The sequence below is a fragment of the Nonomuraea sp. NPDC050783 genome (assembly GCF_040802095.1).
In the GTDB taxonomy this organism is placed as follows: domain Bacteria; phylum Actinomycetota; class Actinomycetes; order Streptosporangiales; family Streptosporangiaceae; genus Nonomuraea.
Genome location: NZ_JBFAHK010000016.1, coordinates 221295 through 232006 on the forward strand (window position 1 = coordinate 221295; position 10712 = coordinate 232006).

Consider the following 10712-nt stretch of genomic DNA (forward strand, 5'->3'; position numbering starts at 1 on the left):
TGTCGGTGCCGCCTGCCAGACTCCCGGGTCATGGACGACGTGCGGCTCAGGGAAGTGGCGGACAGCGACCTGGAGGTGTTCCTGGCGCAGGAGCACGACCCGGAGGCGGTGCGGAGGTCGCGCTTCCCCGCCCGCCCGCGGGAGCGCTTCCTCAGCCATTGGCGCGACAACGTCCTCGGCGACCCGGCCAACCGGGTGCGCACGATCGAGGTGGACGGCGCGGTCGCGGGCAACCTGGTGGCCTGGTGGGAGGGGGAGCGGCGCTTCGTCGGCTACTGGATGGGCCGCGCGTTCTGGGGCCGCGGCATCGGCACCCGCGCTCTCGGCCTCTTCCTGGCCGAGGAGAAGACCCGCCCGCTGTACGCCGACCCGCACCACGGCAACACCGCTTCGGTGCGCCTGCTCGAACGGCACGGCTTCCAGCGGGAGGGCGTCGTCCGGCACGGCGACGACGAGCACGTCATGCTCGTGCTGCGCTCGGGCTGACCGCCGCCGCCCCGGGCTGCGCCTGGCCGGCCCACTCGGCGTCGCTCATGCGCATCATCCGCACGCCGGCGTACCCGAAGGCCAGCAGCAGCACCACCGGCCCGCCGAGCCCCAGCACCAGGTTCCACTGGCCGGCGCCCACCAGCCAGATCACGAGGCCCGCGAGCACCGCCACCGGAAACCACCAGCCGGCCCGCCCACCCCAGGCGTAGGCGACCGCGACCAGCACCAGGCCGAGGAACGAGCCGATCATTCCCGGCAACTGCCAGGCGGCGATCATCGCCGGCTGCGCCGCGTCCTGCATGAGCTTCTCGGCCTGCTCCACCGGCAGGGTCTTGAAGAGCACGATGTCGAAGAAGTCGGAGATCATCAGGGACGAGAAGTTGATGAGCCCGAGGACGGTGACCACGCCCGCGAGGTTGGCCAGCACCACGCCCCTGCGCCGCACGAGGTGCACCATGCCGATCACGCCCGGCACGAACAACACCCAGGCGTAGTGGAGGAGGGTGGCGCTGACGCCCACGGCGCCGGGGTTGTCGGCGTAGGCCATCGGGTCGTCGACGCCCGGCTCGCTGGGGTCGGTGATCATGCCGAGGAGGAGGCAGAGGGGGGCGAGCAGCAGGCTCGCCCCGGCCGCGGTGCGGCGGAAGGCGTTCGCGTTGGTAAGCATGCGGAGGAACGTACGGATCGGGGCCGCCCGCCGTCGTCAAAGCAGCCTTTGACCGGCCGTCCCCCGTGCGGTGGATTCTTCCTGGCCGTCTGTGGCTACTTGGGGTGATATGGAACGTTGCATCCGGTGTGCCGGTTACCCTCACCTCATGCTCCGCCAGCGCCTCGCCCGCACGTCCCCGGCCACCTCTCTCGCCCCCTCGCTCGCGGACTGGCTCGTCGCCGTCGTGGTGGCGCTGTTCGCGGTGGCCGAGGAGCTGAGCGAGCGCGGCATGGCGCCGGTGCGCGAGCACGCCTCCTGGTGGGCGGTGGCGGGGGTGGTCGCGGCCGGCGGGGTGCTGTTCCGGCGGCGGGCGCCGTTCGCGGTCCTGGCCGCCTACTCGGCCGCCAACGTCGCCGCCTTCGTCCTCGTCGGCGAGCCCCCGGCGGCCTGGCAGTTCTACACGCAGCTCGTGCTGCTGTTCACCCTGCTGTCGGAGATGGCGCACCGCAGCGCGAAGGTGGCCGTCGGCCTGGTCGCGACCGGCGCGTACGTGGCCGGCATGCTGGCCAGCACCTCCCCGGCGGCCGGTCCTGGCGACGTCGCCGTGGCCCTGGTGATGACCGCCATCGCGGCGGGGGCCGGCCTGGCGGTACGCCGGCACCGGGTGCTCGCCGTCCAGGCCGCCGAGCGCGGCGAGTTGCTGGCCCGCGAGGCCGTCGCCGAGGAGCGCGCCCGCATCGCCCGCGAGCTGCACGACATCGTGGCCCACAGCGTCAGCGTGATGACCATGCAGGCCGGCGGCGTCCGGCTGATGCTCGCCGCCGGCCAGGGCCGCGAGCGCGAGGCGCTCAGCACGGTCGAGGAGGCCGGCAGGTCCGCGCTGATCGAGCTGCGCCGCATGGTCGGCCTGCTGCGCGCCGCCGACACCGACCGCCTGACACCGCACGCGGGCCTCGACCGCCTGGGCGACCTCCTGGACCAGGTACGGGCGGCGGGCCTGGAGGTGACCCTCGACGTCCGGGGCGAGCCGGTGCCCCTGGCGGCGGGTCTCGACCTGTCCGCGTACCGGATCGTCCAGGAGTCGCTGACCAACGCGCTCAAGCACGCCGGCCCGACGAGGGCGGCGGTCACCGTGGCCTACCGTCCCGCCGAGCTGCGCCTGGAGGTCACGAACCAGCCTCCTCCGCCGGGCCACCGGCCGCCGGTCGCCGCCGCGCCGGGCGGCCACGGGCTGATCGGCATGCGCGAGCGGGCGGCCCTGTTCCAGGGCACCCTCACCGCCGCGCCGCTCCCCGAGGGCGGCTTCCGCGTCGAGGCGGTGCTTCCCCTGTGACGGGCGAGCAGAGCGCCGGCGGGCAGAGCGCCGGCGGGCAGAGCAGCGGCGGGCAGAGCAGCGGCGGGCAGAGCAGCGGCGAGCAGAGCAGCGGCGAGCAGCACACCGGCCCGATCGGTATCCTGATCGCCGACGACCAGGCCATGATCCGCGCCGGACTGCGCCTGGTGCTGGAGACCCAGCCCGACCTCGCGGTGGTGGCCGAGGCCGCGGACGGCGAGCAGGCGGTGGACCTCGCCCGCTCCCGCCGCCCGGACGTCGCGCTCCTCGACATCGCCATGCCCCGGCTCAACGGCCTGGAGGCCGCCCGGCGCATCCTCGCCACGCCGCCGGCCCCCCGCGTGATCATGCTCACCATGTACGACACGGACGAGAACCTCGACCGCTCCCTGCACGCCGGCGTCAGCGGCTTCCTCCTGAAGGGCTCCCCGCCCGAGCACCTGTTCGCCGCCGTCCGCAGCGCCGCCCGCGGCGAGATCCTGCTCGACCCGGCGGTGACGGCCCGCGTGGTCGACGCCTACCGCCGCACCTCGCCGCCCGCGCCCCCGCCGCCCGCCTCGGCCCTGACCGCCCGCGAGGAGCAGGTCCTCCGCCTGATCGCGCGGGGTCTGTCCAACGCCGAGATCGCCGGCGCCCTCGCCATCGCCGAGGCCACGGTCAGCACCCATCTCAACCGCCTGCTGGCCAAGCTCGGCCTGCGCGACCGCGCCCAGGCGGTCCGCCACGCCTACGAGTCCGGCCTCGTCCGCCCCGGCGAGCCCCCGTCCTGAGACGCGTCCCCATCCTGAGGCAGGCCCTCCTCCTGAGGCGCGCCGGACCCGGCGGGGGCGCGGCGGGCCTCGCGCAGCTCCTGGTTGATCCGCCAGGCGTCGGCCACCGGGCCGAGATGCCGGAGCTTGTCTGGATTGGCCACCGCACGGATCGTCTGGATGCATCCGTCGTGGATGTCGAGCGACAGCGTGTTGATGACCCTGCCGTCCCGGTCGCGGAAGACGGCCCCCGGCTGCCCGTTCACCTCGCGGGGCTCGATCGTGGCGCCGGTCGCGAGGAGCGCGGGGACCAGGGAGGCGAACAGCCGGGCCACGTTGCCGGCCCCGGAGACGGCCCGTGCGAGGGCCGGAGCCTTGCCGCCGCCGTCGCCCACCGTCTGGACGTCGGCCGCCAGCACCTCCCGCAGCGCGGCCACGTCGCCCTCCTTGATCGCCTCGAAGAAGCGCCCGGCCAGCTCGGCCCGCTCCCGCCGGTCGGCCGCGAACCGGGGGCGGCCCTCGTTCATGTGCCGGCGGGCGCGTACCGCGAGCTGGCGGCAGGCCGCCTCCGACCGCCCGACGGCCGCGGCGATCTCCTCGAAGTCGAAGGCGAACACGTCGCGCAGCACGAACACCGCCCGTTCGAGCGGGCTCAGCCGCTCCAACATCAGCAGCGCCGTCATGGAGAGCGAGTCGGCCAGCTCCGCCGAGCGCTCCGGGTCCTCGTAGGGGTCCTCCAGCAGCGGCTCGGGGAACCACTCCCCAACGTACGCCTCCCGCCGCACCCGCGCCGAGCGGAGGATGTCGATCGCGACCCGGGTGACCACGGTCGACAGGTACGCCTGGACCGAGTCGGGCTCGGTCTCCGAGGTCACGTACCGCAGCCAGGTCTCCTGGACCGCGTCCTCGGCGTCGTCCACGCTGCCGAGGATCCGGTACGCGATCGAGAACAGCAGCGGGCGGAAGTGCTGGAGGTCGCCGGTCTTGGTCATGGCGGGCTTACCAGGAGACGGGGCCGAGGCGGTCGATGAAGGTCCCGGTGGGCCCGTCGGGGCCGAGGGTCGCCAGCTTGACGATCGGGTCGCTGCCCTCGGTGACCGTGAGCTGCCCGGTGTGGTGGTTCATGTCGGTGGCGGTGAACTTACGGTTGGCGACCTCTCCGGGGGTGAGGGCGTTGAACTTGATGTGCGGCAGCGCCTGGGCGTACCGGACGGTGATCATGTTCAGGGCCGCCTTGGACGAGCTGTAGGCCAGCTCGTGCATCTTCGAGACGGCCTGGCCGGGATCGGTCACGACCGCGAAGGAGCCGCCCCCGCTGGACACCATCACCACCCGGGGGTTGTCGGCCGCCTGCAGCAGGGGAAGGAACGCGTGCGTGACCCTGACCGGCCCGTACACATTGGTGTCGTAAACGGCGTGCAGCTCCTCGGCCGTCGCGTCGGCGGGGTTGACGGCGTGGCCCGGCGCGCCGGCGTTGTTGACCAGCACGTCCAGCCGGTCGGTGTGCTCGCGCACGAGCCGCACGGCGCCGGCCACCGACTCCTCCGAGGTCACGTCCAGCGGGACCGGCACCACGTCGGCGCCGCCTGCGGCCAGCTTGCCGGCCGCGGCCCGGCCCCGGCCCTCGTCACGCGAGCCCAGGAAGACCTTCCAGCCCAGCTCGCCGAGCCGCCTGGCGGTCTCCAGGCCGAGGCCCTTGTTGCCGCCGGTGATCAGCACCGAGGTCCGCTGCGCATCCGTCCTGCCCGCATCCGTCATGTCCTTGTGCGTCATGCCCTTTAAGACGAGACGTCCCGCTCGCCAGTGACATGCCGTGACCGACGCCACACCGCGAAGGCGGAGGCTCAGGCGTCCACGAGGCGGGTGTAGAAGGCCAGGGCCAGGTCGAAGCCGTCATGGCAGTTGCGGTGCGAGCGGTAGCAGGGGCGCCAGGCCGTGCTGGCGCCCACGCCGCCGCGGGCGTCCGCCAGGGCCGCCGGGACGCGCTCCGGGCGCGGGAGCAGGCCGTTCCCCAGATAGCGGACGCCGGTCAGCTCGGTGTGGAGGCCGGGACCGCCGGCGACGTACGTGCCGAGCCGCCAGCCGCTCTCCTCGTCCCACACCAGCGCGCTGCCGTCGGCCAGCTTGAGCGTGGCGCCGCGCGGATCGCAGGGGCCCTCCCACCAGTGATCCACCTCGGCTCCGAGCTGATCGACGACCTGGCGCACATAGCTGATCGGCTGCTGCAGCCACTCGTCGCTGTACGGCTCGACATGCCTGATGGCCACGGACGGCACCCCCTTGTGCCCTGACGGTAAGAGAAACGAGACGGTCATCAACCATACCCGGGCCGAACTTATTCCGTTGCACGGGCGTCTAGTCATTACGGACGATATTTACGTCCGGCACGGGGAAGGAGGTGAGCCCATGATTGCCACGATTCTTATCATCGTCATGATGGCCGTGACGATCACCGCCATGGAGCTCATCATGCATTGCTCTGTTGTCAGCAAAGAGAGTGTCGAGTCACCTGTCGAGATCGCCGGGGACTAGTCTCTCCGGCATGTCGACCCTGCTTCTCTGGCTGCACATCGGATTCGCGATCTTCACCATCGGCCCGGTGACCGCCGCGACGATGACCGCGCCCCGCGTCATCAGGAACAAGAACGTGCCCGCGCTGCAGATCATCCAGCGTCTGACGCGGGTCTACAGCATCGGCTCGATCGGGGTGTTCGTGTTCGGGCTGGCGCTCGGCGCGGCACTCGGCGGCGGCGTGCTGGGCAGGTGGTACATCACGGCGTCGATGACGCTGTTCATCGTCGCGGCCGTGCTGCTCGTGATCGTCGACCGCGACCTCCGCACCGCCGTGCGGGTCCTCGCGAGCGAGGACGCCGCCGACGACGCGAAGGTGCAGAACGGGCGGATCGCCGCGATCAGCGGCCTGGTGGCGGTGATCTGGCTGGTGATCCTGTTCCTGATGGTCGTCCCGAGCTGAGCCCGGCCCCTGAGGACGGCGGTCGGGACGGCGGCCAGGACAGCGGCCAGGACAGCGGCCGGGAGAGTGGTCAGCCGAGCGCCTGCGTGAGGTCGGCGAGCAGGTCGTCGATCGTCTCGATGCCGACCGACAGCCGCACCAGGTCGGCGGGCACCTCCAGCGGCGACCCGGCCGCCGAGGCGTGCGTCATCCGCCCGGGGTGCTCGATGAGCGACTCCACGCCGCCCAGCGACTCCCCCAGCGTGAACAGCCTGGCCCGGTCGCACACCGCCACGGCCTCCGCCTCGCCCCCGGCGACCCGGAACGACACCATGCCCCCGAACCGCTTCATCTGCTTGGCCGCCACCTCGTGCCCCGGGTGCTCGGCCAGCCCCGGATACAGGACGCCCGTCACGCGGGGGTGCGCGAGCAGCAGATCGACCACCCGCTCGGCGTTGTCGCAGTGGCGGTCCATGCGGACGGCGAGGGTCTTGAGCCCGCGCAGCGTCAGCCAGGCGTCGAACGGCCCGGCCACCCCGCCCATCGCGTTCTGGTGGTAGGCCAGTTCCTCGCCGAGCCCGGCGTCGGCGGCGACCAGCGCCCCGCCGACCACGTCGGAGTGGCCGCCCACGTACTTGGTGGTGGAGTGGACGACGACGTCCGCCCCCAGGGCGAGCGGCTGCTGGAGGTACGGCGAGGCGAAGGTGTTGTCCACCACCAGCAGCGCCCCGTTGTCGTGGGCGAGCTGCGCGAGCGCGGCGATGTCGGCGATGCCGAGCAGCGGGTTGGTGGGCGTCTCCACCCAGACGAGCCGTGTCTTCTGCGTCATGGCGGCGGCCACGGCGTCGAGGTCGTGCAGCGGCACCGGGTCGTAGTGGAGGCCCCAGCGCTCGTGCACCTTGGCGAAGAGCCGGTAGGTGCCGCCGTAGGCGTCGTTGGGGATGATGATGTGGTCCTGCGGCCTGCACAGGGCGCGCAGGAGGGTGTCCTCGGCGGCCAGCCCCGACGCGAACGCCAGACCGCGGGCCCCGCCCTCCACGGCCGCCAGGGCCTCCTCCAGCGCGGTCCTGGTGGGGTTGGCCGAGCGGCTGTACTCGTATCCCGAGCGCAGGCCGCCCACGCCGTCCTGCTTGTAGGTGGACGTGGCGTAGATCGGCGGCACGACCGCGCCGGTCAGCGCGTCAGGCTCCTGACCTGCGTGGATCGCCAGGGTTTCAAAACCGTTGCTCATAGGGCCACGTTAACGGACTCCCGGGGCCCCGTCCCCCCGCCTCCGTCCTGGCCGCCGCGCCGCCCGCACCCCAGGGTGGGGGCGGAGACGGCCCGCGATCCCGTCCCAACCGGACCGCGGGCCGTCCCGGCGGGCGCCGTCCCCCAACGGCCGCCCGCGAGGCTCGCGCACCATGCCCGCGCGAGCCGGTCCTGTCAGGCCGCCTCGGGCGCGCGGCGCTCCACGCCGGCGGGCGGGCGGGGCGTGAGCCGTACCACGCCCGCCGCGGCGTCCCGCATCCCGGTGTCCGGCCCGCCCGCTTCGTGGTGCGGCGGGACGTTGAGATGCCGGCCGCTGCCGCCCTCGGCCGGTTCCCCGTTGAGACGGGAGACCAGCACGGGGTCGGCCAGCGCGAGCAACACCGCGACGACCAGCCCGACCCCCAGGAGCGCGAACCCGATGGCAACCATTTCTGTCCCCTTTCCGACCTCTTCAGCATCCGTCGCGGCCCCCGTCCCCCGCCTCCGCTGAAGGGCTGGTTCGCGGGCCCCCGGCTCGGCCGAACGGTTGATACTGGGCATCCGACCAGAGACCTAGGCTCATGGGCGTGGGTGAGACCAAACGCCTCCTGTACTGGGTCCGGCGGCTGAGCGAGTTCGCCATGCTCGGCTGGCTGGGCCTGCTGTTCCTGCTCGACCTGGGGGCGGCCGTGAGCGTCGGCGGCGTGCAGTGGGTGGTGCCGTTCTGCGGCGCCGCCGGGATCGCGGCCGTGGTGCTGCGGCGCAAGCACCGCGTGGACGGCTTCAGCATCATGCTCGCCCTGTCCTTCGGGACGTCCGTCACCATCGGCACCGGCGACTTCAACGGCCTGCCCGGCATGGCGGAGACCGGATCGCTGCTCGTCCTCGTCATCGGCGTGCTGCGGCACGTCGAGCCGGTACGCCGGGCGGCGACGCTGGCCTGCTCCGCGCTGATCGTGCTGATGGCGGAGGCCGTGGCGCGCGACTACCAGGGGGCGGGGCTGGGCTTCTCGTTCCTGCTGTTCGCCGGCTGGTCGATGGCCGCGGGAGCCGGCGGGTACCTGCGCTTCCAGCAGGAGCGGCGCACGGAGGCCGTCCACTCGGTACGCCGCGCGGAGCGGCTGGAGCTGGCCCGCGAGCTGCACGACCTGGTCGCCCACCACATCACCGGGATCGTGGTCCAGGCGCAGGCCGCCCGCACGGTCGCCGAGGCCAGGCCGGAGGCGGTGCTGCCCGCGCTGGACGCGATCGCCGCGGCCGGCTCGGAGGCGCTGACCTCGATGCGGCGGATGGTGACGGTGCTGCGTACCGAGGAGGAAGCCGCCCGCAGGCCCGGCACCACCCTGGCCGACCTGCGCATGCTGACCGACCGGTTCTCCGCCGACGGCCCCAAGGTGGCCTTCGAGATCGGCACCGGCCTGGACGACCACACGCTGCCGCCCGAGGTCATGACGACCCTCCACCGGGTGCTGCAGGAGGCGCTGACCAACGTGCGCAAGCACGCCGCGCGGGCCGCCTGGGTGGAGGCGGACCTGCGGCGGCACGAGCGGACGGTGGTGCTGCGGGTGCGGAACTTCGGCTCGGCGTCAGATCCGCGGGTGGCCCGCCTGGGCGGCGGGTTCGGACTGGTCGGGATGGCCGAGCGGGTGGAGGCCCTGGGCGGGCGGCTCTACGCGGGGCCCTCCCCCGAGGGCGCCTGGGAGGTCGTCGCCGAGTTCCCCCTCCCCTGACGCGCTCCCTGCCGCACCGAGGCGTCCCTCCGGCGACGGCGTCCCCGCCCCGCCGGACGCGTGCCCATCCCCGGCGGACGCGTGCCCATCCCCGGCGAGCTCCGCCTCGAACCCCGCTTCGCGCCCCTCCTCGAACGCGGCCTCGAAGGCGGCCTCTCCCAGGGTCGCGCGCAGCCGGGCGGCGATCCTGTCCACGTCGTGCCGCTCGCCCGGGGGAAGCGGCGCCCCCACGGCCCGCCGGACGGCCGCCGCCGCACCGAGCAGCCGCGCGGCCCGCACGAACCGGCCACCCGCCGCGCCCGGCGCGCCCGCCGCAGGACCCGGCACGTCCGGCACGGAACCCGGCACGTCCGGCGCGTCGGGCAGTGACAGGGCGCCCGCCAGACCCTCCAGGGACAGCGCGACCGCGCGGGGGTCGCCGGTGGCGCGGGCGGCCTCGTACCCCGCCCGCTGCCGCTCCAGCGCCGCCTGCGCGTCGCCCCGCTGCTCGGCGGCGAAGCCCAGCTCCGCCATCACGAACGCGATCCCGGGCGTCCCCCGCACCCGCCGCAGGAAGTCCAGCACGGGCCGCAGGTACGCCTCCGCCTCCTCGTACCGGCCCTGCCGCCGGGCGCTCAGGGCCAGCCCGAGCAGCGCGTTCTCCTCGGCCGACCGGTGGGCCTGCTCGACCGCCAGCCGCCGGGCCCGCTCGTGGTGGTCGTCGGCCCGCGCGTAGTCGCCGGAGAGCAGCGCGATCCGCCCCAGCGCCGCCAGCTTGAACGACACCTCGAAGCCCAGTTCCTCGGCCAGCCGCAGCCCTTCCTCGCGCAGCCGGGCCGCCTTCGCGTAGTCGCCGCGGATCTCGGCCGCCCGGTCGAGCACGTCCATGGCCTCGATCTGTCCCCACTCGTCGCCCAGCTCGCGGAACAGCGCCAGGCCGCGCTCGCCGTCCCGTTCCATGGCGTCCAGGTCCGCCCGGCCGACGGCGAGCTTGGCGCGCAGGCACAGCGCCGCCGCCGTCCCCCACCGGTCGCCCAGCTCCTCGTACGCGGCCAGCGCCCGGCCGGCCGCCGCCTCGTGCGCCGCCCGGTCGCCGTAGGCCCAGCGGACGTGGCTCAGCAGCCAGTCGGCCAGTGCCCGGCCGGCCGGGTCCAGCGCGTCCCGCCGTACCGGCGTGCCGGGCTCGCCGAGCAGCATCTCGACCCCGGCCAGCCACACGGAGACCCGCGCCGCGAGCCGGTCCGCGCCCGCGTGGTCGCACATTCCCTCGTCGTACGCCTTCAGCGCGCCGGCCAGCGCCCGGCGTGCCTCGCCCAGCCGGCCCCGCAGGATCCAGTACCAGGCGAGCGCGTCGGCCAGCCGCAACGCCTCCGGCCCGGCGAGCGCCAGCCGCAGGTTGGCGGTCTCGGCGTCGAGCCGCGCCAGCCACTCCCGCTGCCCCGGGCCTCTGAGGTCCGCCTGTTCGGCGAGGTCGGTGTAGTAACAAGCGTGCCGCCGCGCGATCGCCTCAGCCTCGCCCGCCTCCGCCAACCGCTCCACCCCATAAGCCGCCACCGACTCCAGCAACCGATACCGCCCCCCCTCCCGCACCACCAACGAC

At 73.9% G+C, this 10712-nt stretch carries 12 protein-coding genes and 1 pseudogene; 6 read left to right on the forward strand and 7 right to left on the reverse strand.

The genetic code is table 11. From position 1 onward, the window contains the following. Positions 1-30 precede the first annotated feature (30 nt). A complete protein-coding gene (locus AB0H75_RS34930; RefSeq protein ID WP_367803901.1) occupies positions 31-486 on the forward strand; it encodes a GNAT family N-acetyltransferase in 456 nt (151 codons plus the stop codon). Here AB0H75_RS34930 and AB0H75_RS34935 read toward each other — a convergent pair. Continuing rightward, the gene (locus AB0H75_RS34935; RefSeq protein ID WP_367803902.1) at positions 461-1156 is read right to left on the reverse strand and encodes a hypothetical protein; all 696 of its coding nucleotides are present in this window, start codon (positions 1154-1156) and stop codon (positions 461-463) included. The genes AB0H75_RS34930 and AB0H75_RS34935 overlap by 26 nt on opposite strands. 148 nt (positions 1157-1304) lie before the next feature. Here AB0H75_RS34935 and AB0H75_RS34940 point away from each other — a divergent pair, with 148 nt between their 5' ends. Together AB0H75_RS34940 and AB0H75_RS34945 are read left to right on the forward strand one after the other, a co-directional pair. After that, positions 1305-2471, forward strand: a complete 1167-nt coding sequence (locus AB0H75_RS34940) for a sensor histidine kinase (RefSeq protein ID WP_367803903.1) — start codon at positions 1305-1307, stop codon at positions 2469-2471. Next, positions 2468-3241 (forward strand): response regulator, encoded by a 774-nt coding sequence (locus AB0H75_RS34945; protein WP_367803904.1) that lies wholly within the window; start codon positions 2468-2470, stop codon positions 3239-3241. Before AB0H75_RS34940 ends, AB0H75_RS34945 begins: the two co-directional genes overlap by 4 nt. On the opposite strand, the gene AB0H75_RS34950 is transcribed toward AB0H75_RS34945, so the two are convergent. The 3 genes from AB0H75_RS34950 to AB0H75_RS34960 form a co-directional block, all read right to left on the reverse strand. Further along, a complete protein-coding gene (locus tag AB0H75_RS34950) occupies positions 3199-4212 on the reverse strand; it encodes an RNA polymerase sigma-70 factor (RefSeq protein WP_367803905.1) in 1014 nt (337 codons plus the stop codon). The genes AB0H75_RS34945 and AB0H75_RS34950 overlap by 43 nt on opposite strands. Before the next feature lie 7 nt (positions 4213-4219). Further along, positions 4220-4993: an SDR family NAD(P)-dependent oxidoreductase gene (locus tag AB0H75_RS34955; RefSeq protein WP_367803906.1), complete on the reverse strand. Its 774-nt coding sequence runs from the start codon at positions 4991-4993 to the stop codon at positions 4220-4222. A 71-nt stretch (positions 4994-5064) separates the two neighbouring features. Next, positions 5065-5487: a DUF6292 family protein gene (locus AB0H75_RS34960; RefSeq protein ID WP_367803907.1), complete on the reverse strand. Its 423-nt coding sequence runs from the start codon at positions 5485-5487 to the stop codon at positions 5065-5067. Positions 5488-5626: 139 nt separating this feature from the next. Here AB0H75_RS34960 and AB0H75_RS34965 point away from each other — a divergent pair, with 139 nt between their 5' ends. Together AB0H75_RS34965 and AB0H75_RS34970 are read left to right on the forward strand one after the other, a co-directional pair. Then, positions 5627-5752 carry a hypothetical protein gene (locus tag AB0H75_RS34965; RefSeq protein ID WP_367803908.1) on the forward strand — a complete coding sequence of 42 codons (126 nt, stop codon included), beginning with the start codon at positions 5627-5629 and terminating at the stop codon, positions 5750-5752. Between the two features lie 10 nt (positions 5753-5762). Then, positions 5763-6194, forward strand: a complete 432-nt coding sequence (locus AB0H75_RS34970; protein WP_367803909.1) for a hypothetical protein — start codon at positions 5763-5765, stop codon at positions 6192-6194. 70 nt (positions 6195-6264) lie between these two features. Here AB0H75_RS34970 and AB0H75_RS34975 read toward each other — a convergent pair whose 3' ends face one another. Together AB0H75_RS34975 and AB0H75_RS34980 are read right to left on the reverse strand one after the other, a co-directional pair. After that, positions 6265-7404 carry a cystathionine gamma-synthase gene (locus AB0H75_RS34975; RefSeq protein ID WP_367803910.1) on the reverse strand — a complete coding sequence of 380 codons (1140 nt, stop codon included), beginning with the start codon at positions 7402-7404 and terminating at the stop codon, positions 6265-6267. Positions 7405-7598: 194 nt separating this feature from the next. Then, entirely contained in the window at positions 7599-7853 is a 255-nt protein-coding gene (locus tag AB0H75_RS34980) for a hypothetical protein (protein WP_367803911.1), read from the reverse strand. Between the two features lie 137 nt (positions 7854-7990). Here AB0H75_RS34980 and AB0H75_RS34985 point away from each other — a divergent pair, with 137 nt between their 5' ends. Beyond that, complete coding sequence (locus tag AB0H75_RS34985) at positions 7991-9133, forward strand: sensor histidine kinase (RefSeq protein ID WP_367803912.1); 1143 nt, start codon at positions 7991-7993, stop codon at positions 9131-9133. A gap of 486 nt (positions 9134-9619) precedes the next feature. Here the strand turns inward: AB0H75_RS34985 and AB0H75_RS34990 are convergent. After that, positions 9620-10375, reverse strand: a pseudogene (locus AB0H75_RS34990) (AfsR/SARP family transcriptional regulator); the annotation flags it as partial. Positions 10376-10712: the final 337 nt, after the last annotated feature.

What these genes read in the sequence shown, in the direction of transcription:
- AB0H75_RS34950 (WP_367803905.1), bottom strand. Translation starts at nt 4,212, where the DNA reads ATGACCAAGACCGGCGACCTCCAGCACTTCCGCCCGCTGCTGTTCTCG.
- AB0H75_RS34955 (WP_367803906.1), bottom strand. Translation starts at nt 4,993, where the DNA reads ATGACGCACAAGGACATGACGGATGCGGGCAGGACGGATGCGCAGCGG.
- AB0H75_RS34970 (WP_367803909.1), top strand. Translation starts at nt 5,763, where the DNA reads ATGTCGACCCTGCTTCTCTGGCTGCACATCGGATTCGCGATCTTCACC.
- AB0H75_RS34935 (WP_367803902.1), bottom strand. Translation starts at nt 1,156, where the DNA reads ATGCTTACCAACGCGAACGCCTTCCGCCGCACCGCGGCCGGGGCGAGC.
- AB0H75_RS34980 (WP_367803911.1), bottom strand. Translation starts at nt 7,853, where the DNA reads ATGGTTGCCATCGGGTTCGCGCTCCTGGGGGTCGGGCTGGTCGTCGCG.
- AB0H75_RS34975 (WP_367803910.1), bottom strand. Translation starts at nt 7,404, where the DNA reads ATGAGCAACGGTTTTGAAACCCTGGCGATCCACGCAGGTCAGGAGCCT.
- AB0H75_RS34930 (WP_367803901.1), top strand. Translation starts at nt 31, where the DNA reads ATGGACGACGTGCGGCTCAGGGAAGTGGCGGACAGCGACCTGGAGGTG.
- AB0H75_RS34965 (WP_367803908.1), top strand. Translation starts at nt 5,627, where the DNA reads ATGATTGCCACGATTCTTATCATCGTCATGATGGCCGTGACGATCACC.
- AB0H75_RS34940 (WP_367803903.1), top strand. Translation starts at nt 1,305, where the DNA reads ATGCTCCGCCAGCGCCTCGCCCGCACGTCCCCGGCCACCTCTCTCGCC.